The organism is Kribbella sp. NPDC026611, from assembly GCF_040638345.1.
Taxonomy (GTDB): Bacteria; Actinomycetota; Actinomycetes; order Propionibacteriales; family Kribbellaceae; genus Kribbella.
In genome coordinates this window covers 868188-893163 of record NZ_JBEZYC010000004.1, presented here as the reverse complement: position 1 = coordinate 893163, position 24976 = coordinate 868188, and the positions used below count along the sequence as shown (strand labels likewise).

20 protein-coding genes are annotated in these 24976 nt (G+C 69.1%); 9 read left to right on the top strand and 11 right to left on the bottom strand.

Annotation, left to right across the window (positions count from 1 at the left end; genetic code table 11):
• The first annotated feature begins 1 nt into the window (after window position 1).
• A complete protein-coding gene (locus tag AB0E69_RS21455; RefSeq protein WP_360148449.1) occupies window positions 2–736 on the top strand; it encodes a MerR family transcriptional regulator in 735 nt (244 codons plus the stop codon).
• Here AB0E69_RS21455 and AB0E69_RS21450 read toward each other — a convergent pair.
• Window positions 687–2243: an adenylate/guanylate cyclase domain-containing protein gene (locus AB0E69_RS21450; RefSeq protein WP_360148446.1), complete on the bottom strand. Its 1557-nt coding sequence runs from the start codon at window positions 2241–2243 to the stop codon at window positions 687–689. The genes AB0E69_RS21455 and AB0E69_RS21450 overlap by 50 nt on opposite strands.
• Window positions 2244–2396: 153 nt before the next feature.
• Here AB0E69_RS21450 and AB0E69_RS21445 point away from each other — a divergent pair, with 153 nt between their 5' ends.
• The gene (locus tag AB0E69_RS21445) at window positions 2397–4163 is read left to right on the top strand and encodes a M1 family metallopeptidase (RefSeq protein WP_360148443.1); all 1767 of its coding nucleotides are present in this window, start codon (window positions 2397–2399) and stop codon (window positions 4161–4163) included.
• Here AB0E69_RS21445 and AB0E69_RS21440 read toward each other — a convergent pair whose 3' ends face one another.
• Window positions 4164–5024 (bottom strand): GNAT family N-acetyltransferase, encoded by an 861-nt coding sequence (locus AB0E69_RS21440; protein ID WP_360148440.1) that lies wholly within the window; start codon window positions 5022–5024, stop codon window positions 4164–4166.
• A 91-nt stretch (window positions 5025–5115) separates the two neighbouring features.
• On the opposite strand from AB0E69_RS21440, the gene AB0E69_RS21435 reads away from it, so the two are divergent.
• A complete protein-coding gene (locus AB0E69_RS21435) occupies window positions 5116–5808 on the top strand; it encodes a GntR family transcriptional regulator (protein WP_360148437.1) in 693 nt (230 codons plus the stop codon).
• Here AB0E69_RS21435 and AB0E69_RS21430 read toward each other — a convergent pair.
• From AB0E69_RS21430 to AB0E69_RS21410, 5 genes are all read right to left on the bottom strand, one after another.
• Window positions 5790–7559, bottom strand: a complete 1770-nt coding sequence (locus AB0E69_RS21430) for a gamma-glutamyltransferase (RefSeq protein ID WP_360148434.1) — start codon at window positions 7557–7559, stop codon at window positions 5790–5792. The genes AB0E69_RS21435 and AB0E69_RS21430 overlap by 19 nt on opposite strands.
• Before the next feature lie 309 nt (window positions 7560–7868).
• Window positions 7869–8354 carry an N-acetyltransferase gene (locus AB0E69_RS21425; RefSeq protein ID WP_360148431.1) on the bottom strand — a complete coding sequence of 162 codons (486 nt, stop codon included), beginning with the start codon at window positions 8352–8354 and terminating at the stop codon, window positions 7869–7871.
• 125 nt (window positions 8355–8479) lie between these two features.
• Complete coding sequence (locus AB0E69_RS21420) at window positions 8480–9832, bottom strand: SWIM zinc finger family protein (RefSeq protein WP_360148428.1); 1353 nt, start codon at window positions 9830–9832, stop codon at window positions 8480–8482.
• 117 nt (window positions 9833–9949) lie between these two features.
• Window positions 9950–12703 carry a DEAD/DEAH box helicase gene (locus AB0E69_RS21415; RefSeq protein ID WP_360148425.1) on the bottom strand — a complete coding sequence of 918 codons (2754 nt, stop codon included), beginning with the start codon at window positions 12701–12703 and terminating at the stop codon, window positions 9950–9952.
• Window positions 12704–12806: 103 nt separating this feature from the next.
• On the bottom strand, window positions 12807–14681 hold the full coding sequence (locus AB0E69_RS21410) for an ABC transporter ATP-binding protein (RefSeq protein WP_360148539.1): 1875 nt from the start codon (window positions 14679–14681) through the stop codon (window positions 12807–12809).
• Between the two features lie 291 nt (window positions 14682–14972).
• Between AB0E69_RS21410 and AB0E69_RS21405 the strand changes: the two genes are divergently transcribed.
• The 3 genes from AB0E69_RS21405 to AB0E69_RS21395 are packed head-to-tail and all read left to right on the top strand — an operon-like array spanning window position 14973 to window position 19416.
• Window positions 14973–15647, top strand: coding sequence for a TetR/AcrR family transcriptional regulator (locus AB0E69_RS21405; protein WP_360148422.1), 675 nt, complete (start codon window positions 14973–14975; stop codon window positions 15645–15647).
• Window positions 15647–17380 (top strand): ABC transporter ATP-binding protein, encoded by a 1734-nt coding sequence (locus AB0E69_RS21400; protein WP_360148419.1) that lies wholly within the window; start codon window positions 15647–15649, stop codon window positions 17378–17380. The genes AB0E69_RS21405 and AB0E69_RS21400 overlap by 1 nt, the downstream gene beginning before the upstream one ends.
• On the top strand, window positions 17377–19416 hold the full coding sequence (locus AB0E69_RS21395) for an ABC transporter ATP-binding protein (protein ID WP_360148416.1): 2040 nt from the start codon (window positions 17377–17379) through the stop codon (window positions 19414–19416). The genes AB0E69_RS21400 and AB0E69_RS21395 overlap by 4 nt, the downstream gene beginning before the upstream one ends.
• Window positions 19417–19469: 53 nt before the next feature.
• Here the strand turns inward: AB0E69_RS21395 and AB0E69_RS21390 are convergent, their stop codons facing one another.
• From AB0E69_RS21390 to AB0E69_RS21375, 4 genes are all read right to left on the bottom strand, one after another.
• A complete protein-coding gene (locus AB0E69_RS21390) occupies window positions 19470–20258 on the bottom strand; it encodes an alpha/beta hydrolase (protein ID WP_360148413.1) in 789 nt (262 codons plus the stop codon).
• Window positions 20259–20268: 10 nt separating this feature from the next.
• Entirely contained in the window at window positions 20269–20808 is a 540-nt protein-coding gene (locus AB0E69_RS21385) for a hypothetical protein (protein WP_360148410.1), read from the bottom strand.
• Window positions 20805–21995: a M20 family metallopeptidase gene (locus AB0E69_RS21380; RefSeq protein ID WP_360148407.1), complete on the bottom strand. Its 1191-nt coding sequence runs from the start codon at window positions 21993–21995 to the stop codon at window positions 20805–20807. Before AB0E69_RS21380 ends, AB0E69_RS21385 begins: the two co-directional genes overlap by 4 nt.
• Before the next feature lie 73 nt (window positions 21996–22068).
• A complete protein-coding gene (locus AB0E69_RS21375) occupies window positions 22069–23010 on the bottom strand; it encodes a 5'-3' exonuclease (protein WP_360148404.1) in 942 nt (313 codons plus the stop codon).
• 48 nt (window positions 23011–23058) lie between these two features.
• Between AB0E69_RS21375 and AB0E69_RS21370 the strand changes: the two genes are divergently transcribed.
• The 3 genes from AB0E69_RS21370 to AB0E69_RS21360 form a co-directional block, all read left to right on the top strand.
• Window positions 23059–23499, top strand: coding sequence for an Lrp/AsnC family transcriptional regulator (locus tag AB0E69_RS21370; RefSeq protein WP_360148401.1), 441 nt, complete (start codon window positions 23059–23061; stop codon window positions 23497–23499).
• A 137-nt stretch (window positions 23500–23636) separates the two neighbouring features.
• The gene (locus AB0E69_RS21365; RefSeq protein ID WP_360148398.1) at window positions 23637–24302 is read left to right on the top strand and encodes a hypothetical protein; all 666 of its coding nucleotides are present in this window, start codon (window positions 23637–23639) and stop codon (window positions 24300–24302) included.
• A 31-nt stretch (window positions 24303–24333) separates the two neighbouring features.
• On the top strand, window positions 24334–24976 hold a 643-nt coding region (locus tag AB0E69_RS21360), incomplete at its 3' end, for a hypothetical protein (RefSeq protein ID WP_360148395.1).

Sequence of the window (24976 nt, the reverse complement as noted above, 5' to 3'; positions counted from 1 at the left end):
CGTGGGCCTGCGGCCGGTCGATCTGGCCAGGCGCGCCGGGGTGTCGACGCAGCTCGTCCGCAACTACGAGGCGGCCGGGATCCTGCCGCCGGCGCCACGTTCGGAGACCGGCTACCGGCAGTACGGTCCGGAGCACGTCTCCGCGCTGCTGACCTACCGAGCGCTCGCACCCGGCTTCGGTGCGGAGACCGCCACCGAGATCATGCGCGCTGTCCACAACGGCGACGAAGCTCTCGCGTACCGGCTCGTCGACGCGGCCCACGCTGCGCTCAACGAGCAACGCCTCGCGACCGACGCGGCGAGTGATGCCCTCGCCGCACTGGCCGCGGAGTACGTCGACGACCAGCCGGTCACCGGACCATCCTTGCTGGTGGGGGAGTTGGCGCACCGGCTCGGTGTCCGTACGTCGGCGCTCAGAGTCTGGGAGGCGGCCGGGCTGCTGGCGCCGGAACGCGAGCGCGGCACGAAGTACCGGCGGTACGGTCCGGAGCAGATCCGCGACGCCCGGATCATCCACATGCTCCGCCAAGGGCGGTACTACTTCGAGCAGATCAAGCCCGTCCTCGACGGCCTGCGCCGTACCGGCAGCACCGAGGCCTTGCGCAATGCCGTCGCCGAACGGCGGGCAGCGCACGATCGGCAGACGAAGGCCATGCTCAACGGGTCCGCGTACCTCTACCAGCTCATCACTGCGGGACAGCAAGATGTGTCGGCGCCGACCGCCCGCGCACAATGACCGACTCGCTCGGCCGCCAGTGAGCCGCCTCCGCCGTCGCTGATTCCTTGACCGCGGCCATTGAGGCGATCAGCCGTCCCGGCGCGACCTTGGCCAGCTCGCTCAGCCGGGACGCCTCGTTCACCGGGTCGCCGATGACCGTGTACTCGTGCCGCCGTACGTCGCCGACCGTCCCGGCGACCACGATCCCGGCCGTGACGCCGATCCCTGCGGTTGCCTCCGGCAACTCGAGACCGAGCCGCCGGGCCAGCTCCCGGCCGGCGCCGAGCGCACTCCCGGACGGATCCGGGAGCTCGGCCGGCGCACCGAAGACCGCCAGCGCGGCATCACCGGCGAACTTGTTCACAAACCCGCCCGCCCGGTCCACCTCGTCGACCACGATCGCGAAGAAGCGATTCAACAACTGGACTACCTCGGCCGGTGGCCGTTCCGCGGCGAGCTCCGTCGACCCGACCAGATCGACGAAGAGCACCGCGACGAACCGTTCCTCGCCGCCGAGCCGGTCGCTCGCCAGCGCCTCCTGGACGACGCGCGGCCCGACGTACCGACCGAAGACGTCGCGGATGCGTTCCCGCTCGCGCAGCCCCTCGGCCATCCGGTTGAACCCGGCTTGCAGCGAGCCCAGCTCGGTGCCGTCGAAGACCGGGATCGTCACGTCCAGGCGGCCCTCCTCGATCAGGCTCAGCGCGTTCCGCACCGAGCGGACCGGCGCGACCACCGAACGGGCGGACAGCCCGGTCAAGAGCCAACCGTTGCCCAGCGCCACGATGCCGACGGCAAGGATCACGATGCACAACCGGGTCGGCGTGACGTCGCCCTCGATCAGCGCCAGGACCGCGGTCAGCATCAGCCCGGCCATCGGCACGCCCGAGCCGACCGCCCAGACGAAGATCGTCCGCGCCTTCAGCCCGGCCGCCAGTAGCCGCCGGGGCGGTGGGGAGCCGACGAGCGCCCGCGCCGCGACCGGCCGGAGCGCGAACTCGGAGAGCAGGTACGAGAACGAGCAGGTCACGATCATGCCGTCGAAGACCGTGACCGCGATCCGCAGCGCGTTCTCCGGCTGCAGCATCACCGTCAACGTGGTGAAGAGGATGACGGCGATCAGCCAGAGCAGGACCTCGATCAGGGTCAACCTCAACGGGAGCTGGAGGGTCGCGACCTGCTCCGCGCGGGTCGCCGGCCGATCGCTGTCGACCCAGCTGGTGACCCGTTGCGCGAGGCGCGTGCTCCAGATACAGCCGACTGTCAGCGCCAGCACGAAGTACGCCGGGATCAGGATCGCCTCGGCGAGCTGGAGGCGATCGAGCAGCGGCGGCCCGGGCAGGACGTAGACCGCGAGCGCGAAGACGATCAGCGCCCCGATCAGGTTGGTGCCGATCGAGAAGGTGGTCATCAGGACCTGGAGGCGGAGTCGCAGCAGCCGCGCGCTCTGGTCGGCGGGGCCGAGCAGCCAGGATCCGAAGGGCCGTCGTTTCAGCACCAGCTCCGGATTTCCCTGGGTCGTCATGGTCACAGTCTGCAAGACCCCTGGTTCGTTTCCGCAACCGGTGTCAGCACCCAACCGGGGTTTTGGCACGGTGGTGCGGGTGGCTCAGAATGGCCGTCCGATCGGGCCGTGACCTGGGTACTGTTCCTCGGACGCCTCACTCGGGGAGCTTCCGTGACGCACGATCGCCACTCCTACGCCGAGCCCGCCCTGGTTCGGACCACCCATCTCGAGCTCGACCTCGCGCTCGACTTCGATGCCAAGGTGCTGTCCGGCAGCGCCACCCACACGCTCGCGTGGACGGGGGCCGGGGACCGGCTCGTGCTGGACAGCCGCGACCTGACCGTGCTGGCGGTCGAGGGGCAGACGGCGGAGGGCTGGGTGCCGCTGGAGTACAGCCTGGCCGTGCCGGACCAAGAGCTCGGGTCGGCGCTGACGATCCGCACCGCGAGCCATCCGCGGGTGCGGGTGAGCTACCGGACCGCGCCGACCGCGACGGGTCTGCAGTGGCTGGAGCCGGCGATGACGGCCGGTGGCGTGATGCCGTTCATGTTCAGCCAATCGCAGGCGATCCACGCGCGCAGCTGGGTGCCGGTGCAGGACACCCCGGGTGTCCGGTTCAGCTACGCCGCGCACGTCACCGCGCCGCCCGAGCTGATGGTGCTGATGAGTGCGGACAACGGGACGACGTCGCGCCGGACCGGGTCGTACGACGTGGTGATGCCGGAGCCGATTCCGTCGTACCTGCTGGCGATCGCCGCGGGGGACCTGGTGTTCGAGCCGCTCGGCGAGCGTTCCGGTGTCTGGGCCGAGCCGGCGATGGCGCGGACGGCGGCGACCGAGTTCGCCGACACCGAAGAGATGATGCGGGTCACCGAGGAGCTCTTCGGCCCGTACCGCTGGGGTCGCTACGACCTGCTGGTGCTGCCGCCGTCGTTCCCGTACGGCGGGATGGAGAACCCGCGAATGACGTTCGCGACGCCGACCGTGGTGATCGGCGACAAGTCGCTGGTCAGCGTGATCGCGCACGAGCTCGCGCACAGCTGGTCAGGCAACCTGGTCACGCAGGACAGCTGGGACGACATCTGGCTGAACGAGGGCTTCACGTCGTACGTCGAGAACCGGATCGTCGAAGCCGTCTACGGGACCGAGTTCGCGGTGATGGAGACGGCGATCAAGCAGCACGCGACCGTGGTGAAGCTCGACCCGCTGACACCGGCCGAGCTGGCGGTGGAGCTGCCGGGTCTGCACCACCGGTCCGAGTACCACGGGACGACGTCGACCGGGCCGCTGAAGGGGTCGTGGTTCCTGTCCTGGTTGGAGGAGCGGTTCTCGCGGGAGGTCTTCGACCCGTTCCTGCGGGGGTACTTCGACCGGTTCGCGTTCCGCAGCATCAACACCGACGACTTCGTGGAGCACCTGCGGGAACACCTGCTGACGCCGCATCCGGACGTGGTGTCCGAGGCCGAGCTGGCCGCGTGGCTGTACGAACCGGGCATTCCGTCCTTCGCGGTCCGCGCGGTGTCGGCCCGCTTCCAGGTCGTCGACGTCGCTCGCAACCTGTGGCTGACCACGGGCGAGCTGCCGCACGGCGCCGAGCAGTGGACCACACAGGAGTGGCTGCGCTTCCTGGACGCGGCGCCCGACGTACTCAGCCCGCTTCTCCTCCAGCAGCTGGACCGCGCGTACGGCCTCACCGGCACCGCGAACGGCGAGATCGCCCGCCGTTGGTACCAGATCGTCGCCGCCAGCAGCTACGAGGCGGCGTACGCCTCACTGGCCGAGTTCCTCACCAAGGTGGGCCGGATGAAGCTCGTCCTCCCCGTCTACCAGGCCCTGGCCGGCACCGACCGAGCCTTCGCCGCCGAAGTCTTCGCGAAGGCCCGCAACGGCTACCACCCCATCACCACGGCCGCCGTCCAGAAGATCCTCGGCCAGTAGTCAGACGTCGAGCTTGCGGCGGTGTACCCGGCGGGTTGGCTGGTAGCCGAGGGCCGCGTTGGTGCGGCGCATCGGGGTGTTGTTTTCGACGGTGTCGGTGAGTAGGGCGGAGAGGTCGGGGTAGCGGGCGCGGGTCTGCCGGATCTGGGCGGCTTTCATCCAGCGGGCCAGGCCTTGGCCGCGGTGGGCGGGGAGTACTGCGGTGCCGTAGTGCTGGCCTTCGCCCTTGCCATCGGCGGGTACGACGACCTCGGTGAAGCCGACGACCGTACCGGAGCGGTCGACGGCGGCCACGACCGAGAGGTGCTCGCCGCGGTCCGCGATCACGCGGGCGGCGTACCGCGTGCGCTCGACGTCCCACACGTCCTCGCCGAGGTCGAGCTCGCCGGTCGGTGCGTCGTTCATCCCGACCCGGGCGTCGGTGAACGACTGCACGAACTGCTCCGGCGCGACGCCCTCCCATGTCACCAGGCGGTAGCCGGGTACGTCGGCCACCTCGGGATCCGGACCTGTGAGCTCGAGCCGGGTGTAGATCAGCGTGAGCCCGACGGTGAATCCGTGCGAGATGAGGAACGAGTCACCCACCGACTCTGCCTCGACGTCGGCGAGGACGATCCGCGCGTCGTTCTCGCGGGCGGCGCCGACAGCCGCGCCGAGCAGCTGGGTCCCGATGCCACGACGCCGCTCGGCCGGATGGACGGTGAGCTCGAGCTCCGCGAGATGCGCCTGCCGTTGGCGGCTGTTGAGCCGGAGGAAGGCGGAGCCGACCGGGTTGCCCGAGCCGTCAGTGGCGAGCCAGGCGATCCGGCGGCTGAACGGCCGGTAGTCGGGATCGGTCAGGGGAATCAGTCTGATGCTCAAGCCGGCAACATACCGCGCGGCCGGGATCACGTGCCGCCGGTCCACCGATCCGCTACCGTGGCGCGAAGCCGAACGGGGAGAGGAGCCAGGGGTGGAGCAGCTGGACGGGGAGGGACGCGCCGAGCACGTCGTCCGCACGATCGGTGCCGACCATGTCGCATTGCGCGAGCAGGTGCTGACGGAACTGCGCCGCCGGATCGTGGACGGGGACTACCAGCAAGGCGAACGGCTGACCGAGACCAGGCTCGCGGACGACTTCGGCGTCTCCCGCAACCCGGTCCGCGAGGCCTTGCGAGTCGTCGAGGCTGAAGGGTTCGTGCAGATCCTGCCGCGGCGGGGCGCGGTCGTCGCGACGCTCGACGAGACCGCGGTCCGCGACCTGTTCGCCGTACGGCAGCAGTTGGAGACCCTCGCCGCCGGTCTGGCCGCCGAGCGGGCGACGGACGCGGACATCGCGATGCTGCGGCGGCTGATCGAGGACGCGAGCAAGGCCACCGATGCCGAGGACTTCGACCAGGTCGCCGAGCTCAACAGCGCCTTCCACCGCGCGGTCATCGAGGTCAGCCAGAATCGCTGGCTGCACGCGATGTCGGCGGCGTTGTACCACCACGTCCACTGGGTCTTCCGCGTCGGCGCCGCGCAGCGGGCACCGCACTCGTCCGAGGAACACGTCCGGCTCGTCGACGCGATCGAAGCCGGTGACGCCGAAGCGGCGGCGACGGCAGCTCGAGTCCACGTCGAGGCCGCCGCCGCGGCCGCCTTCGGTCAGCGCCCGACCGCGTAGCCCTGCATGCCGCGCGGGTTGGCGGCCGCGGCGAGCACACCGTCGGCTTCCTTCCGTACGGCGCACAACCGGCCGAGGCTCCACGCATCGCTGTCGGTCACGACGTGCCCTCGGCGTACCAACTCGTTTCGGATCTGCGTGCTGACCCGCGTCTCCATCACCAGTCCACCCGGCTCGCTCGTGCGCGGGTAGAAGGACGACGGGAAGCCGGTCGTGTGCCAGGCCGGCGCGTCGATCGCCTCCTGCAGGTCCATGCCCGCGCCGAGATGCCGGAGCAGGAAGAGCAGCTGCCACTGGTCCTGCTGGTCGCCACCCGGCGAGCCACAGGCCATGACGGCCTGACCGTCACGCAGTACGAGCGTCGGCGTCAGCGTCGTCCGCGGCCGCCGGCCCGGCGCGAGCGATGCCGGGAGTCCTTCCTCGAGCCAGAACATCTGCGCCCGGCTGCCCAGGCAGAATCCCAGCTCCGGGATCGTCGGCGACGACTGCAGCCAGCCGCCACTCGGGGTCGCGGAGATCATGTTCCCCCACTTGTCGACGACGTCGACGTGACAGGTGTCGCCTCGGGTCACCCCGGTCGGCGCGACCGTCGGCTCACCCGTCGATGCGTCGCGAGTTTCGTTGCCGGTTTCGTTGCCTACGGCAATGGAAGGTAGCCGGGGCTGCCGTCGGTCCGGCGAGCCTGGCCGTAGCTCGAGCGAAGCGTCCGCCCCGACCAGCTTGGCGCGGTCGGCCGCATACGCGGGGGAGAGCAGGGTGTCCAGCGGTACGTCGGCGCCGTCGCCGTACCACGCCTCGCGGTCGGCGAACGACAGCTTCATCACCTCGACCGTGGTGTGTACGCCCTCGGCGCTGTCCAGGTCGACCTCACCGAGCGCCGCGAGTACGGCGAGCGACTGCAGCAGTGCGGGCCCCTGCCCCCACGGGCCGGTCTTCGCGACCGTGTACCCGTTCCAGTCGTACGTCGCTGCGTCCTCCCAGGTCGCCTGGAACGCGGCCATGTCGTCCCCGGTGATCAGCCCCGCGTGATCCGAGCCGCTGGAGTCGCGGTGGGGGATCCGGGAGAACTTGTCCACGGCCTCGGCGACAAAACCTTCCCGCCACGCCTTGCGCGCGTGCTCGATCTGCTGGACCCGGTCGGTCCCGGCGGCCTCGCCCTCCGATACGAGCCGCTCGAGAGTCCCGGCGTACGCCGGGTTGCTGAAGCGACCGGTGACAGGCCGACCGTCCTTGAGCCATAGCGCCGCCGACGTCTGCCACTGGTTCTCGAACAACTCCTGCACGGTGCTGATCGTGTCCGCGACCCGCGGCACCAGCGGGTGACCGTTGCGCGCGTAGTCGATGGCCGGCTCCAGTACGACGCTCAGTGGCAGCGTGCCGTGGTCGCGCAGCAGGAGCAGCCAAGCGTCAACGGCACCAGGCACTGTCGCCGCGAGCGGACCAGAGCCGGGCACCAGCGTGAGGCCCAGCGAGCGGTAATGCTCGATGGTGGCGCCGGCCGGCGCGACGCCCTGGCCGGACAGCACTCGCGGGGCCGGGTCGTCGGCGGTCGCGATGATGGCCGGGACCTCACCGCCGGGTCCGTTGAGGTGCGGTTCGACGACGTGGAGCACGAACCCCGCGGCGGCGCCTGCGTCGAACGCGTTCCCGCCGAGCTCGAGGATCCGCATGGCGGACTGGGACGCCAGCCAGTGCGTTGACGAGACCATCCCGAACGTGCCGCGCAGCGTCGGCCGGGTGGTGAAGGTCATCGCGTCACTCCTTCGCGTAGTCGTACCTCTGGCCCGGTCCCGTCGTCGAGGGGCGGTTGTCTCGACTGTTTCATGTATACAAGGGGCGCGCGCAAGGGAATCGGCGAGTTGGTGGTTATCCGCGGTGGCGGGAGGCCCGGTTGTTGCGTCGGCCCCGCGATCCTGCGGCGGGACCGCCACCGAAGGCAGCGACGTGGCGTGGCCGTCGCAGGCGTGAGGCGGGTAGCGCTAGGCAGTTGAGCCGCGGGTGGTGAAGCTGCCGGGTGGGACGGGTGTACCAGGACAAGGTCGGCACCTTTCGGTGGGGAATCATGTAACGGAGTACGTGAGCAGTCCGTGAGGTACGGCGCGGCCGTTGAGGCTCAGCGCCATCAGGTTGGGGCCGTCGTGCTCCGGGTGGTGGATGCCGAACTCGGTCGCCTGGCGGAAGCCGAAGCGGGGGTAGTAGTCGGCGTGGCCGAGCACTACGACCGCCGGCTCATCGCGAAGGCGGGCGGTGGCCAGGGCGGCGTTGACCGTCGCGCTGCCTGCGCCTTGCTGCTGGTACTGCGGGAGGACCGCAACCGGTCCGAGAGACAGGATCGGTATGTCGTCCACGTGGCAGCGGCTGAGCAGCGAGTAGGCGACCGGATGGTCGTCCGGGGTGGTTGCTACCAGGAGCAGGTCAGGCAGCCAGCAGGCAGGTTCGGAGTGCAGCTTGTCGAGGTACTCGACCTCGAAGTCGCGGCCGAAGGCGGCGCGGGTCAGTTCACGGACGGTGCTGACGTCTGGTTCGACGCGGGTATGCCAAGACAACGGCGAAGCCTTTCGGAGAGTTGATGGACGGGCAGACGTGCCGCGGCGCGGTCATCAACTTCACCTCCTCGTCGAACTGGTGCGGATCACGGTAGCCGTTGGCACGGTGGAGCCGCACGTGAGTTTCACCAGTCGATTGCCAGCGCGACAAGCGGATCAGCCGACGCGGGTGCCGCCGGAGTCCAGGTGTCGTCTACCAGCTTGTACAGGTGCCACCGCCCCTCCCGATCGAGCCGAAGCTGCGTGCCCGGGGTTCCTACTAGCTGCTCGCCCTGGCCAGTGAGGTCGAGGCGGTCGCTGTCGGTGGTGACGGGAGGGCTGTCGCCGCCGGCGGTGATGACAGGGCGGGTGCTGTCGGCGGTGATGGTGAGGTGGTTGTGCTGAGCGGTGACGGTGAGTTCGGCGGCCTCGAGTTCGGTGCGGGCGCGGTTGAGGTCGGCCGGGTCGGGGGTCCAGGTCTGCTCGAGCACGTCGAGGCCGGGCGCACCGCCGTACCGCCACGCTTGGATGCCCAAGGCAAGCTCTCGCCCGGTCGCCTGGGTCAGGGCGTCGGCATGCTCGGGGAAGTCAGCAGCCAGCCGGACAGCGTCCTGCCATTCGTCGAGCCGCCGCGGTTCCGGCGTGCCGTGTAGCAGCGCACTCAGCAACACCCGCGCCCGCCGCGCCGCATCGAGCACGAGCAGGCGCAACACGTCGGCCCCGAGTCCGACCGGCGGTTCGATCCCGCTAACAGGCAGATCGTCAACGCTCACCTTCCCCGGTAGCTCCGGCGGTGCAGGTAGGTCGGCAACCTCAGCCGTGAGTACGTCGGCAACCGCCACGCCCGCCACCGCACCAGCCAACTCGCCGCCCCGTCCTGGGCAAGCCCCGCCCCCTCCGGACAGCCGCGCGCCGAACAGGTCCGCGGAGGATTCCCCATCGGCTGGGTTCGCGGAGGAGAAGAGCGCGTCGGACGGGTGCGCGTCCGCCGGGTGTGCGCCGGCGGAAGGCGCGTCGGCTGGGTGGCTGGGCGGCGTGTGGTGCTGGAGGTGGTCGAGGAGTTGGGCGCGGGTTTGGCCGCGGAGGAGTAGGAGGATGAAGGGGTCGGCGTCGAGGAGCCAGGCGACCTGGTAGCAGAGGGCGGCGGCGTGTTGGCAGGGGAGTTCCCAGGCGTCGCAGGTGCAGGTCGGATCGAGATCGCCGATGCCTGGCAGGAGCGTGACGCCGGCGTCGGCCGCTGCTTCGACGAGATCGTGTGGCATCTCGCCGTCGAGCAACGCCGCGATGTGCCCGGCCCGCGCCGCCACCTGCTCGCTGAACCGCCGCCAGTCGTCAGCGCTCAGCTCATCCACTTGTACGACGGATTCGTACGTGTCCTCAGGCGCATAAACCGTCGCCGCGATCCGCCCGGGGCTGACCGTGATCGTCCCGACCTGCCCGGAGTTCGCGTACCGACGACCCTTGCGCAGCTGATCCGAGTCCAGCGACGTGTCCTCCATCGCCTGCACCCAAGCCCGAGCCCACCACGACCGCCCCCTGGTGCTCCGCCGCTGCGCCCCGAACGCCGGAAACCCACGCCCCTCACTCATAGGCACCCCCACACCCATCGAGTCGGCTCATCTGGTACCTCGGCGGAGTTCTACCAAGTCGGCGAGCTCGGTGTCGGTCAGCTCGGTCAGCGCAGCTTCGCCGCCGGTCAGGACTGCTTCGGCCAGGGCTCGTTTGGTGCTGAGCATGGCCGCGATCCGGTCCTCGATGGTGCCTTCGGCAATCAATCGGTGGACCTGGACCGGCCGCGTCTGACCGATCCGGTACGCCCGGTCCGTCGCCTGGTCCTCGACCGCCGGATTCCACCAGCGGTCGTAGTGGACGACGTGGTCTGCGCGGGTCAGGTTCAGCCCGGTACCAGCCGCCCTCAACGACAACAGGAACACCGGCACCTCACCTGCCTGGAACCGATCCACCATCCGCTCCCGCTGCGCCACCGGCGTACCCCCGTGCAGCAACTGCGTCGGAATCCCGCGCTCGGCGAGATGCCGCTCGAGCAGTCGCGCCATCGCGACGTACTGCGTGAAGACCAGCACCGCGCCGTCCTCCGCGACGATCGTCTCGAGCAGCTCGTCCAGCAACTCGAGCTTGCCCGACCGGCCGGTGAGCCGGGCTTCGTCGGACTCCTTCAAGTACTGCGCCGGGTGGTTGCAGATCTGCTTCAACCCCGTCAACAGCTTCACGATCAGCCCGCGCCGCATCATCCGGTCACTGGCCCGGACTTCGTCCATCAGCTCGCGAACCGTTGCCTCGTACAACACCACCTGCTCTCGCGTCAGCGAGACCGGCTGGTCGGTCTCGGTCTTCGGCGGCAGCTCGGGCGCGATCCCGGGATCGGACTTCCGCCGCCGGAGCAGGAACGGCCGGACCAGCTTCGCCAGCCGTGCCGCGACCTCCTCGTCCTTGTCTGCCTCGATCGGCGCCGCCCACTGACTCCGGAACGTCGCCAACCGCCCGAGCAACCCCGGCGTCGTCCAGTCGAGAATCGCCCAGAGCTCGGACAGGTTGTTCTCCACCGGAGTACCGGTCAGCGCGACCCGCGCCTGCCCCGGCACGGTCCGCAGCGCCTTCGCCGTACCTGATGACGGGTTCTTCACATGCTGCGCTTCATCCGCGACCACCATTCCCCACGCGTGGCCGGCCAGCCGTACAGCGTCGCGCCGCAAGGTCCCGTACGTCGTCAGCACGAACCCGTCGCGCGCGTCGTCGAGCGACCGCGAGGCGCCGTGGAATCGGCGCACCGGGGTATCCGGCGCGAACCGGCGTACCTCCCGCTCCCAGTTGCCGAGCAACGACGCCGGACACACGACCAGCGTCGGCCCAGTCGTTACCTCGGTCTGCTGGCGATGCAGGTGGAGCGCGATGAGCGTGATGGTCTTCCCGAGGCCCATGTCGTCGGCCAGACACCCGCCGAGCCCGAGCGACGTCATCCGCGCCAGCCAACGCAAGCCCCGCAACTGGTAGTCACGGAGAGTCGCCTGCAGACCTGCTGGCGCCTCCACCTCCTCGCCTCCGGCGGCGTGGTCGGGGTCGGCGATCCGCGCGCGCAGGTCGTCCAGCCACTTGGTCGGCGTGACGGCGATCTGCCGACCGTCGATCTCGGCGGTGCCCGTAAGAGCCGCCCCCAGCCCGTCGATCGCGGTGACCGGTTTGAGGATCCGTTCGCGCGCCTTCCGCGCGAGCTCGGGGTCGATCAGCATCCACTGGTCGCGCAGCCTCACCACCGGCCGCGTCGCCTCGGCGAGCTGGTCGAGCTCGGCCTCGGTCAGCGGATCGTCCCCGACCGCCACCTGCCAACTGAAGTCGAGCGTCGCGTCGCCGCCGAAGAAGCTGGGCATATCTGTCGGCGCCCTGTCGTCGGAAGTGATCGCCGCCCGCGCCGTCAACGCACGCCCGAGACTCCGCGGCCAGTGCACCTCGACGCCGGCCGTCGCCAACCGCTGCGCATACCCAGCCAGCAGCTCGGCCACTTCGTCGTCCGCCAGCTCCATCCGGTCCGGAACTGCCGACTCCAGCAGGCGCGCCAAAGCCGGCCACACCCGAGCGGCTCGCCGAATTGCCAGCGTCGCATCAATCCGAGCCCGCGGCCCAAATCCAGGTACGTCGGCACTCCACACGTCATCCGCATCCCGCACCAACGTCGGATCCTTCAAACTGTGCAACTGCACCGCGGCGCTGAAGCTCAGCGAGTCCGCCATCTCCAGCCGCAACGAGATCCGCACCCCACTGTCAAGCCCCGCCGAAACCTCATCCCCCCACCCCCGCAACCGCTCCACGGGCTGCGGCGCCGCCCCAGCAAACAGATTCGTCCTATGCGCCTTGGCCGCCGCGGGCGACCGCGGCATCCCATCCGCAACCGCATCCAAAAACCCCCGCACCAACTCCTCAGCCACCGGCAACCGCACACCCCCAGCCGAGTCTGGGGGAGTGAGGGGGAGGGCTCGGGCGGTGGGGGGCATGGATTCGGCCAGTTCCAGGATGCGGGCGACGTCGGCGGGGTCCAGTGGGCCGATGCGCCAGGCGTCGTACCCGCCGGGGGAGACGCCGGGGAGGAGTTTGCCGCGGGCAACCAGCTGGAGGGCGACGAGCGACGCGGCACCCCAGAACGCAGCGGACGGGTGCGCGTCAGGCACCCGGCGCAGCCGACCGAGGATGGGTACGGCGTCCGAGGTCGAGAGCTCGATAGCGCGGACCGACTGCAGCCCACCGTCGACGCTCAGCTCGAGCGTCACCTGCTCCCCGGCTCCGAGCGGCAACTGCCCACCCTCTGGATCCCAGAACGCGACCCGTCCGTCCCGCGGCGGATCAGCCGGCCGGATCACCACCGCACACCCAGCCAGATCCTGCCCCGAACCCAGCAACCCGACTACCTCCCAGCTCGCACACGCACCACCAACTCGGCCATCCGCCTCAGGCGGATCAGGTTCACACCGGTAGGGCCTGGTTGGGGTTTGGTTGGTCGAATTGGGTTCGGTAGAGCTCTTCGTAGCGGCCGCCCGTCGCCAGGAGTTCAGTGTGGGTGCCTTGTTCTACGATCTGGCCGGACTCGATGACGAGGATTTGATCGGCGGCTCGGATGGTGGAGAGGCGGTGGGCGATTACTACCGCCGTGCGGCCGATCAAGGCCTCGGTGAGGGCGGCTTGGACGGCTGCCTCGTTGGTGGAGTCGAGGGCTGCGGTGGCCTCATCGAGGATGACTACTCGGGGTTGGGCCAGGAGCAGTCGCGCGATCGTGAGCCGCTGACGCTCACCGCCCGACAACCGGTAGCCGCGCTCACCGACAACCGTGTCGAGCTGATCCGGCAGCGACCGGATGAGTTCGCCGAGGCGGGCGCGCTCCAGCGAGTCCCACAGATCGTCCTCGGACGCCTCCGGGCGCGCCAGCAGCAGGTTCTCGCGGATCGAGTCGTGGAACAGATGCCCGTCCTGCGTCACCATCCCGAGCGTGTCCCGCAGCGACTCCGCCGACACATCCCGTACGTCGACCCCCGCCAGCTTCACCGCGCCCGAGTCCACGTCGTACAGCCGCGGAATCAGCTGCGCGATCGTCGACTTCCCGGCCCCGGACGACCCGACCAATGCGACCATCTGCCCAGGCTCGGCCCGGAACGACACCTCGTGCAGCACCTCGACCCCACCGCGCGTATCGAGCTTCGCGACCTCCTCCAGCGACGCCAACGACACCTTGTCCGCCGACGGATACGCGAAGCTCACCCCGGAGAACTCGACCGACACCGGCCCCTCCGGAACCCGCCCGGCGTCCGGCTTGTCCTTGATCAGCGGCTCCAGATCGAGTACTTCGAAGACGCGCTCGAAGCTCACCAGCGCCGTCATCACCTCGAGCCGCGCACTCGCGAGCGCCGTCAGCGGCGAGTACAACCGGGTCAGCAGCAACGCCATCGACACGACCGCACCGGCGTCCAGTTGATCCCGCAACGCGTAGAACCCACCCAGCCCGTACACGACGGCCAGCGCCAGCGCCGACACCAGCGTCAACGAGGTCACGAACGTCCACTGGACCATCGCTGTCTTCACCCCGATGTCGCGCACCCGCCGCGCCCGGATGGCGAACTCGAGCGACTCCCGCGACGGCCGCCCGAACAGCTTCACCAGCGTCGCGCCGGGCGCCGAGAACCGCTCGGTCATCTGCGTGCTCATCGTCGCGTTGTAGTCGGCCGCCTCGAGCCCGAGCGCGGCCAGCCGCCGCCCGATCCGGCGCGCGGGGATGACGAAGATCGGCAGGATCACCAGCGCGAGCAGCGTGATCTGCCACGACACCCGCAGCATCACGACCAGCGTCAGCACGAGCATCACCAGGTTGCTGACCACACCTGACAGCGTGTCGCTGAACGCCCGCTGCGCCCCGATGACGTCGTTGTTCAACCGGGAGACCAGCGCGCCGGTCCGGGTCCGGGTGAAGAACGCGATCGGCATCCGCTGGATGTGGTCGAACACGGCGGTCCGCAGATCCAGGATCAGCCCTTCACCGATCTGCGCCGACAACCAGCGCGTCAGCATGCTCAGCCCGGACTCCGCGACCGCGATCAAGGCGATCAGCAGCGAGAGACGCAGTACGACGTCGAAGGGCTTGCCGCCGACGATCGCGTTGACGACCCGGCCGGCCAGCACCGGGGTCGCGACCGCCAGGACCGCGGCGCCGACGCTGAGCACCAGGAACCAGGTCAGCTGGATCCGGTGCGGCCGGGCGAAGGCGAGGATCCGTCGCAGGGTGGCTCGGGAGAAGGGTCTCTTCTCGTCCTGGGCGTGCATCGCGTGGTACAGCGAGTTCCACGCGGTCATCTCCATGCTCACAGCGGCGCTCCGGTCGTCAGATCATTCGGGGAGGTCGATGATTCCGCACACCACCGACAGAACGTGAAGGTAGAACCTGGACCAGACTTGAGGTCAACTCCGTACATTGTACGGACCGCGGTCGGGAGTGAGTTCGACGGTCCGCATCACTCCGATCACGCGTTCGAGTATGGTCTGCAGTACCTCCTGGGCGGCGTTTCCACGCTGGTGGCGAACCGGTCTGGGCCGGAGCGGTAAATGTAGTTGTGAGTGAGTACTCACTCAGTTACCTTTGATGCCGTGAGTCCACGGGCAACCCCACTGCCACCGGAGGAGCGCCGCGCTGCCATCGTGCAGGCCGCGCTGCCGCTGCTCGAGGAGTTCGGCGCCGAGGTGAGCACCAAGCAGATCGCCGAGGCGGCCGGGATCGCCGAGGGCACGATCTTCCGCGCGTTCGGCAGCAAGGACGCGCTGATCGAGGCCGCGATGGCGACCGTGTTCGACCTGACCGACCTGATCGAGGAACTGCAGCACGTGGACCGCTCGCTGCCACTGCGGGAGCGAACCATCGCGGCGGTCGAGGTCGGCCAGCAGCGGCTGCGCCGCGTGTTCAAGCTGCTGTTCTCGCTGCGGGTCCGGCGGCCACCCGAGTTCAAGTACTCGACCCCGATGGACGAGGCACGCCGGCAGCACCAGGTGGAGCTTTCAAACCTGGCTTTCGCCGACCTGCTCCGGCCCGACGCGGACCAGCTGAGCTACCCGCCGGAAGAGGTCGTCCGCCGGCTCGGGCTGCTCACCTTCTCCGCCACCCACCCAATGATTTCCGGCGGCCACGTGCTGACTGCCGAGGAGATCGTCGACTTCGCCTTCGACGGTGTCCGCAAGCACTCCACCACAGGTCAGCCACCGGTCACCGAGGACATCGCCGAGTTCGCGCTCGACGGTGCCCACCCTTACAACTCTGGGGATGATTGATGTTACTTCGCGTCTTGCGTACGCACCTGCGTCCGTACGCAGGCAACCTGTCCCTGGTGGTCCTCCTGCAACTGGTCGGGACGATCGCCTCCCTCTACCTGCCGAGCCTGAACGCCGACATCATCGACAACGGTGTCGCCAAGGGTGACACCGGCTACATCGTGGGCACCGGCGGCTGGATGCTCGGGGTCAGCCTCGTGCAGATCGCCTGCACGATCACCGCGGTGTACTTCGGTGCCAAGACCGCGGCGCTGTTCGGCCGCGACGTCCGCGCCGCCGTGTTCCACCGGGTCGGGGAGTTCTCCGCCCGCGAGGTGAACCAGTTCGGTGCGCCGACGCTGATCTCCCGCAGTACCAACGACGTCCAGCAGATCCAGATGCTGGTCGTGATGACCACGACGATGCTGGTCTCCGCGCCGATCACGATGGTCGGCGGCGTGATCATGGCGGTCAAGGAAGACGTCGGACTGTCCTGGCTGGTCGCGGTCGCCGTACCGCTGCTGGCCGCGTGCGTCGGCTTCATCGCCAGCCGGATGGTCCCGCAGTTCCGGAAGATGCAGAAGAACATCGACGGGGTGAACCGGGTGCTGCGCGAGCAGATCACCGGCATCCGCGTGGTCCGCGCGTTCGTCCGGGAGCCGCACGAGGTCGAGCGCTTCGGCGAGGCGAACCAGAACCTGACCGACACCGCGATCCGGGCCGGCCGGCTGATGGCGCTGATCTTCCCGACCGTGATGCTGATCCTGAACGTGTCCAGCGTCGCGGTGCTCTGGTTCGGCGCGTCCCGGATCGAGAACGGGACCATGCAGGTCGGTGCGCTGACCGCGTTCCTGAGCTACCTGATCCAGATCCTGTTCTCGGTGATGATGGGCGTCTTCGTGATGATCATGGTCCCGCGCGCGGCGGTCTGCGCGGACCGCATCTCCGAGGTGCTCGACACCGACTCGTCGGTGCGGCCGCCGGTGACACCGATCAAGTCCTTCACCGGTCGCGGCCAGTTGGTCTTCGAGAACGCCTCCTTCAAGTACCCGGGCGCCGCCGAGCCGGTACTGCGTGACATCAGTTTCGTCGCGTCGCCGGGTCAGACGACCGCGATCATCGGGAGTACAGGCGCCGGCAAGACGACGCTGCTGTCGCTGGTACCGCGGTTGATCGACGCCACCGAGGGGCGGGTGCTCGTCGACGGGATCGACGTACGCGACATCGACCCGGAGGCGCTCTGGGAGCGGATCGGGCTGGTGCCGCAGCGGCCGTACCTGTTCTCCGGGACGGTCGCGAGCAACCTTCGCTACGGGAACCCGGAGGCGACCGACGAGGAGCTCTGGCACGCGCTGGAGATTGCCCAAGGCAAGGACTTCGTCGAGGCGATGGCCGAGGGGCTGGACGCGCCGATCGCCCAGGGCGGGACGAACGTGTCCGGTGGTCAGCGGCAGCGGCTCGCGATCGCGCGGGCGCTGGTCCGGAAGCCGGAGATCTACCTGTTCGACGACTCGTTCTCGGCGCTCGACTTGGCGACGGACGCCCGGCTGCGGGCGGCGCTCCGGCCGGTGACGGCGGACGCGTGCATGGTGGTCGTCGCGCAGCGGGTGTCGACGATCATCGATGCCGACCAGATCGTGGTGATCGAGGACGGGGCGATCGTCGGCAAGGGTACGCACGAGGAGCTGCTCGACACCTGCCCGACGTACTTCGAGATCGTCGAGTCCCAGCGTTCCGCGGAGGAGGCGGCATGAGTGACGAACAGACTTCCGAAGAGGGCGCCGTGAAGACCGTGAAGGCGACCGAGCGGCCGACCTCCGGCCGGGCGTTCGGGCCTCCGGGCGGTATCCCCGGGGACAAGTCGATGAACTTCCTCCCGTCGGCCAAGCGGCTGCTCGGGCGGTTGAAGCCGCACCGGTTGCAGGTCAGCGGGGTCATCCTGCTGGCGATCTGCAGCGTCGGTCTGTCCGTGATCGGGCCGAAGGTGCTGGGGCGCGCGACCGACATCATCTTCGCCGGCGCGATCGGGAAGCATCTGCCCAAGGGCCTGAGCAAGGAGCAGGTGATCGAGCAGACGCGGGCCTCTGGCAACGCTCGGTTCGCGGACCTCCTGCAGGGGATCGACCTGGTCCCCGGTGTCGGAATCGACTTCGATGCCCTGCGCAACGTGCTGCTGCTGGTCCTGGCGCTGTACGCCGGGTCGTTCTTCCTGTCCTGGGGGCAGGGTTACATTCTGAACGGCATCGTCCAGCGGACGGTCCTCACCCTGCGCGCAGAGGTCGAGGACAAGCTGAACCGGCTGCCGCTGAGCTACTTCGACGGTGCACCGCGCGGTGAGCTGCTGAGCCGGGTGACCAACGACATCGACAACATCTCGACCAGCCTGCAGCAGACACTGAGCCAGCTGCTCACCTCGCTGCTGACGGTGATCGGGGTGGTCGCGCTGATGTTCGTGATCTCGCCGACGCTGGCACTGATCGCGCTGATCACGATCCCGATCACGATGGTGCTGACGGCAACGATCGCGAAGCGGTCGCAGACCCGGTTCATCGCGCAGTGGCGGCACACCGGTGCCTTGAACGGCCAGATCGAGGAGGCGTTCACCGGGCACGAGCTGGTGAAGGTTTTCGGCCGGCAGAAGGAGATCGAGGCGAGCTTCGCGCAGAAGAACGACGAGCTCTTCAAGGCGGCGTTCGGGGCGCAGTTCATCTCCGGGCTGATCATGCCGGTGATGATGTTCGTCGGGAACCTGAACTACGTGGTGATCGCGGTGCTCGGCGGTCTGCGGGTCGCGTCCGGCACGATGTCGCTGGGCGATGTCCAGGCGTTCATCCAGTACTCGCGGCAGTTCACCCAGCCGCTGACGCAGGTCGCTTCGATGGCGAACCTGCTGCAGTCCGGGGTGGCCTCGGCCGAGCGGGTGTTCGAGGTACTGGACGCCGAGGAGCAGGTTGCGGACGATGCGACGCCGGAGCAGGTGACGGAGGCGCGGGGCCGGGTCGAGTTCGAGCACGTATCGTTCTCGTACACTCCGGAGAAGCCGCTGATCACGGACCTAAGCCTGGTCGCGGAGCCCGGTCAGACGGTCGCGATCGTCGGACCGACCGGGGCCGGCAAGACCACGCTGGTCAACCTGATCATGCGGTTCTACGAGCTGAACAGCGGCCGGATCACGCTCGACGGTGTCGACATCACCGAGCTCACCCGGCACGACCTGCGCTCCCGGATCGGGATGGTGCTGCAGGACACGTGGCTGTTCGGCGGCACGATCCGGGACAACATCAGGTACGGCAACCTCAAGGCCACCGAGGAGGACATGCTGGCCGCGGCGAAGGCGACGTACGTCGATCGCTTCGTCCACAGCCTCCCGGACGGCTACGACACGGTCATCGACGAGGAAGGCAGCAACGTCAGCGCCGGTGAGAAGCAGCTGCTCACCATCGCACGCGCGTTCCTGGCCGACCCGCAGTTGCTGATCCTCGACGAGGCGACGAGCTCGGTCGACACCCGCACGGAGGTCCTGGTCCAACGCGCCATGGCCGCCCTGCGCTCCGACCGCACCAGCTTCGTCATCGCCCACCGCCTCTCCACCATCCGCGACGCCGACCTGATCCTGGTGATGGAAGACGGCGCAATCGTCGAACAGGGCACCCACAACCAACTCCTCGCCCTGGACGGCGCCTACGCCCGCCTCTACAACGCCCAGTTCACCGGCGCCGTCACCGACATCGACGAAGAAGCCGCTGCCTTGGCGGCCCCTGCCCCGGCAGGCCGACCGATGGCCCGCTAACCAAAGAGCACAGGACGGGGACGCCACCCGGCGTCCCCGTCCTCGCGATCAATTCACGCCAGCAAGCTCAGGACGTAGCTCCGGAACTCATCGGGAGCTGAGAACATCGGCATGTGGTCGGCCGCCGGCAGTACGGTGAGCGTCGCATCGGGGGCCTGGCTGGCGAGTCGGCGCGCCCAGAGTTGCCTGCCCTGGAAGTCGTTTGCGCCGACGAGCACGGATACGGGTACGCCGACCTCCGCGAACCGGTGCTTGATCGGGGGATCGAGTTCGCGCGCGTTGTCCTCGGTCATCGTCATGATGCGCGAGTTCGCGATCGCCAGCCCGACCAGCAGGCGTCGGTCGGACTCCGAGACGGCAGGACACCAGGCGGCGATATCGTTCGCCGCCGTGGCCGGGATGTCGTCGAGAAGCTTCGCTTGCCTGGCGAAGTGCTCCCGCATCACCACCCGCGCCGCCTCCTCCTCGGCCGTCGGTGACGGAAATTCGCCGAACGACCCGGCCACCACGCAGGCCCGCCGTACCCGCTCGGGATGCCGATGCGCGAACGCCAGCGCCTGCCGCGCACCATCCGAAACCCCGACCAGCAGCGCCGACGAGACCCCGGCCGCGTCGAGTACCGCGGCCAGGTCGCCGATCTCGTCGTACGGCGAAGTCGACACCGACGACAGCCCGCGATCGCGGCAGTCCCACGTGGTCACTCGCACGACCTCCGCGAGCCAGGGCACCGTAGAGGCCCACATCCGTACGTCGGCCAGCCCGCCGTTCAGCAGCACGACGTCCGGGCCCGCGCCGTGCTGCTCGTAGTACAGATATCCGCCTGACACCTCAGCAAATGGCATGCCGCAAACCCTAGAACGACTCGAGGATCAGGTCGGCGTCCTCGCGGCGAGCGGGGTCGGGGTCGTTCTGGGCGACGTCGGCCAGCTTCTCCCGGTACTGCGGGTACGACGAGTACGCCGTCGCGTACAGCGCCGCCTCGCGCACCGCGGTATCGGGATCCGTCATCGCCGCCACGACGTACTCGAAGAACCGCTGGTCGTAGGAATCGGGCGCGCCAACTCCGGCCCGAATCACTGCCTCCGGGCCGTCGGCCGCGGCCAGCAGCTCGTCGAGACTCCACACGGGTACTCCGCGCTCCACCATGAGCGCGAGCGCGGCGACCTCGTCCTCGGCGGGACCCCAGACCACGAGATAGCGAAGCAGGGACGCCGGATCCTCGATGTACTGCAGTGACAACCCAGTCCCAGCCGCCCACGTGACCTCACGCGACACCAGCCCGCCGATCTCCTCGACCGCCTCGTCGACCCGCGGCCACCCGAGCTGGTCGGCGAACGCCTGGACCTCCGCCTCACCCACCCTGAGCACCATCCGCCGCGACCGGAAACTCATCGCACCATCCGGCGGATCGCGAGCTCGGCCAGCAGCGCCGACGCGTCCGGCAGGATCGAGTCGTCGAAGTTCGCCAACGGCGAGTGGTTGTCCGGGGCGGCATCCGGATCCGCGGAGGCGCAGGCACTCAGGTTGAGGTAGACGCCGGGCACCTCGTTCAGCACGTAGGAGAAGTCCTCGGCGCCGACCCGCGGGTTGGGCCGCTCCCGGAACCGGTCCGGCCCGAAGACGTCCTCGATCGTGGCCCGTGCGAAGGCGTACTCGGCCGGATCGTTCACCGTCACCGGGTACCCGATCTCGTACGACACCTCCGCGGTCAGTCCATGAGCCTCCGCCATCGAGGCGACCAGCTGCACCGACGTCTGCTGCACCTTGGCCCGCGACGCTTCCGAGAACGTCCGCACCGTCGCGTCCAGCACCGCGTCGTCCGGGATGATGTTCTCCTTCGTCCCGCCCGCGATCCGCCCGACCGTCAGCACCACCGGGTCGAACGCGTCGAACTGCCGGGTGATCATCGTCTGCAACGCCCCGACGATCTCGCACAGCACCGGAATCGGATCCTTCCCGCGGAACGGCGTCGCCCCGTGCGTCCCGGCCCCGACCACCCGCACGTGCAGCTGGTCCGCCGCGGCCATGAACGCCCCCGGCCTGCTGCTCCACATGCCCAACGGCTGGCTCGCCGACCCGACATGCAGCCCGTACGCCGCATCCGCCCGCCGCCCGGCCGCGTCGAGCACGCCCTCGCGGATCATGATCGGCGCACCACCCGAGGTCTCCTCGCCCGGCTGGAACATGAAGACGACATCGCCCGCCAACTCGGCCTGCATCGCCGACAGCACCTTCGCGGCCCCGACCAGGCCAGCAACGTGCAGGTCGTGCCCGCAGGCGTGCATCATCCCGACATGCCGCGACACGAACGGTACGTCGGTGCGCTCGGTCACCGGCAACGCGTCCATGTCGCCACGCAGCAGTACGACGGGCCCCGGTCCGGCGCCACCACGCAGTACTGCGGTCACCGACGAGAGCTCCTTGCCGAGGGTGATCTCCAGCGGGAGCCCCTCGAGCGCGTCCAGGATCAGCTGCTGGGACTTGGGCAGATTCAGGTCATACTCCGGCACCTGGTGCAGCGCCCGCCGCAGGGCGACGATCTCCGCGCGGAACGTCTCCGCCAGCTCGACGGTCCTCATGCGAACCCTCCGCTTCGCTCCGGGCGCGCATGAGCGTCACGGCTCTTCTTTTGCATGAGCTCGCTTCGCTCGCTCATCGTGGCCCCAGGTTGAGCGCGGCCATCACCCGCTGGGCGCTGCTGCCCAGCTCGAGCAGCTCGACCAGGTCCAGCCAGCGCTCCGGGTCCTTGATCTCGGTCGGCATCGTGGCGTCGTACGTCCCGACCGGGGCGTCCTTCGCGACCGCGACCACCTTGGTTGCGACGTCCAGGTAGTCGCTGTCGGCCAGGATCTTCTTCTTCACCCCAGGCGCCATCGGCGTGCTCGGGTCGGCCGCCGCGGCGCGGATCGCGTCCAGATCGCCGTACGCCGTGACCAGGGAGGCGGCCGTCTTCTCGCCGATCCCCTTCACCCCGGGCAGGCCGTCGGACGCGTCCCCGCGGAGCGTGGCGAAGTCGGCGTACCGCTGCGCCGGGATCTCGTACTTCGCGAGCAGCGCGGCCTCGTCGTACACCTCCGCCCGCCCGACTCCGCGCGCCGCGGTGTAGATGACCCGGATCCCGCGGCTGTCGTCGATCAGCTGGAACAGGTCCCGGTCGCCGGTGACCACGTCGACCGGCATCGTCGCCTGGTGCGAGAGCGTCCCGATCACGTCGTCGGCCTCGTGGTCCGGCGCGCCGACGATCGTGATGCCGATCGCGTCGAGGCAGGCGCGGATGTACGGCACCTGGACCTCGAGCCGGTCCGGCACGTCCTCGACCTGCTCACCCTTCGGAGTGACGAACTCGACCCGCTGCGCCTTGTACGACGGAATCAGCGCGACCCGCCACGAGGGCCGCCAGTTGTCGTCCCAGCAGGCGACCAGATGGGTCGGTCTGTGGTTCTCGGCGAGCCGCGCGATGAAGTCGAGCAGCCCACGGATCGCGTTGGTCGGTGTACCGTCGGCAGCCTTCATCGTGTCCGGCACGCCGAAGAACGCACGGAAGTAGAGCGACGCGGTGTCGAGCAGCATCAAGCGCTGTCGTGTCTCAGCCATGGGGGAGATGCTTTCATGCCACCCGGTCCCGGCAGTAGGGTCTTCAGGATGGAGGACCTGGACCGCAAGATCGTCGGGCTGCTCGCCAGTGACGGCAGGATGAGCTTCACCGACCTGGGGAAGGCGACGGGCCTGTCCACGTCGGCGGTGCACCAGCGGGTCAAGCGGCTGGAACAGCGCGGGATCATCCAGGGCTACGCCGCCACCGTCGACCACTCCGAGCTCGGCCTGCCGCTGACCGCGTTCATCTCGATCCGGCCGATCGACCCGTCCCAGCCGGACGACTCGCCCGAGCGGCTCCGCAAGGTCCGCGAGATCGAGTCCTGCTACTCGGTCGCCGGCGACTCCAGCTACATCCTCGTCGTCCGGGTCGCGTCACCGCACGACCTGGAGAATCTGCTCGCCACCATCCGCGCCCGGGCGAACGTCTCGACGACGACGACGATCGTGCTCAGCACGCCGTACGAGCGCCGCCCCCCGGCGCTCTGACGCCTCCTGCTCTCTGCCGCGCGTTGTTGCGGCAGGCAACCTCCCGGGCGGCCGGGCTCGAAGCTGGGTTTAAGACTGGCTGAAGGGTGCCGCGGATCATCGGTGAGCAAGGGAATTACCGATGAAGGGGGTACATCGTGTGGGATTCGGTCCGGGACTACTGGGTCACGTTCAACGAGCCGCTCGAGGGCGTGCTGGCGTTCATGTATCTGGACGCGAAGGGGCTCGTGACGACCGGGATGGGCAACCTGATCGATGCCAGTCACACCGAACTGAGCGAGCCGTCCGCGGAGGAGCGGGAGGCGTCGCATGCGCTCGCGGCCGAGCTGGCGTGGCTGCGGGCGGACGACACGCCGGCGTCGTACGACGAGATCGTGCAGGAGTGGGACGCGGTGAAGAGCCGGATGGACCTCGCGCCGGCCGGGGGCGGGCACTTCGCGCCGCCGGTGACGAGCCTGCACCTCGATTCCGGTGAGATCGACCGGATCGTGGGGGAGAAGCTGGTGCAGAACGAGAACTATCTGGTCGGCCGGGCCGAGTTCTCGGACTTCGCCAACTGGCCGGCGGACGCGCAGCTGGGTCTGCTGAGTATGTCGTGGGCGCTGGGGCCGGCGTTCCGGTTCCCGAAGTTCCAGGCGTTCGCGGCAAGCCGCGACTGGGAGGGGGCGGCGGAGGAGTGCACCTTCGGGCCGCACGTCGGGACGATCAACACGCGGAACGCGCTGGATCAGCAGGCGTTCCACAACGCCACGCGGGTCGACGCCGAGGGGCTCGATCCGTCCGAACTGCTGATCGCGCAGTGACGGCGGGGGGAGAGTCATGATCACTGATGATGTGTTCGAGATGTTCGGTACCAGCGTCAGCCGGGCGACGCCGGGGGCGGTCGAGCTGCAGGCGAAGCTCGACGCGTCGGTCGTGACGGCCGACGAGATCGATGCGCACCTGGGGCGGAACGTTGTCGATTCGGGGATCGATCAGATCACCGCGTCGGTAAGCGGGCTGACGCGGGCGCTCGGTACGGCGGAGAATGCGCAGCACCTGCGGGATCAGGCGCTCGCGGTGCAGGCGGACGTCGCGCAGCACGCCCAGGCGCTGGGGAACCGGGTCGACGAGGCGGTGGCGCGCGCGCAGGACCTGGTGAACCGGGTCGAGACAGCGGTTGACTCCTGGGGCAACGTCCACGACCTGCCGTCGCTCGGGAAAGCAGTCGACGACACGGCCAAGGCCGGCGAATCGATCGGCGAGGCACTCGTGGTCCTCGGCGCGGCCGTGACGATCTGCGACCCGCCCCTCGGCCTGGCGATCGGCGCGGCCGGTCTGGCGATCGAAGCCGTCTCCCGCGAAACCGAACGCATAGTCGCCGTCCCCGAACAACTAATAGACCCCGAACCCGAAACCGAAGGCGAAACCGAAGGCGAAACCGAAGGCGAAACCGAAGGCGAAACCGAAGGCGAAACCGAAGGCGAAACCGACGGCG

What these genes read in the sequence shown, in the direction of transcription:
- AB0E69_RS21400 (WP_360148419.1), top strand. Translation starts at nt 15,647, where the DNA reads ATGTTACTTCGCGTCTTGCGTACGCACCTGCGTCCGTACGCAGGCAAC.
- AB0E69_RS21395 (WP_360148416.1), top strand. Translation starts at nt 17,377, where the DNA reads ATGAGTGACGAACAGACTTCCGAAGAGGGCGCCGTGAAGACCGTGAAG.
- AB0E69_RS21375 (WP_360148404.1), bottom strand. Translation starts at nt 23,010, where the DNA reads ATGGCTGAGACACGACAGCGCTTGATGCTGCTCGACACCGCGTCGCTC.
- AB0E69_RS21410 (WP_360148539.1), bottom strand. Translation starts at nt 14,681, where the DNA reads ATGACCGCGTGGAACTCGCTGTACCACGCGATGCACGCCCAGGACGAG.
- AB0E69_RS21385 (WP_360148410.1), bottom strand. Translation starts at nt 20,808, where the DNA reads ATGAGTTTCCGGTCGCGGCGGATGGTGCTCAGGGTGGGTGAGGCGGAG.
- AB0E69_RS21430 (WP_360148434.1), bottom strand. Translation starts at nt 7,559, where the DNA reads ATGACCTTCACCACCCGGCCGACGCTGCGCGGCACGTTCGGGATGGTC.
- AB0E69_RS21370 (WP_360148401.1), top strand. Translation starts at nt 23,059, where the DNA reads ATGGAGGACCTGGACCGCAAGATCGTCGGGCTGCTCGCCAGTGACGGC.
- AB0E69_RS21420 (WP_360148428.1), bottom strand. Translation starts at nt 9,832, where the DNA reads ATGGAGGACACGTCGCTGGACTCGGATCAGCTGCGCAAGGGTCGTCGG.
- AB0E69_RS21390 (WP_360148413.1), bottom strand. Translation starts at nt 20,258, where the DNA reads ATGCCATTTGCTGAGGTGTCAGGCGGATATCTGTACTACGAGCAGCAC.
- AB0E69_RS21450 (WP_360148446.1), bottom strand. Translation starts at nt 2,243, where the DNA reads ATGACGACCCAGGGAAATCCGGAGCTGGTGCTGAAACGACGGCCCTTC.
- AB0E69_RS21380 (WP_360148407.1), bottom strand. Translation starts at nt 21,995, where the DNA reads ATGAGGACCGTCGAGCTGGCGGAGACGTTCCGCGCGGAGATCGTCGCC.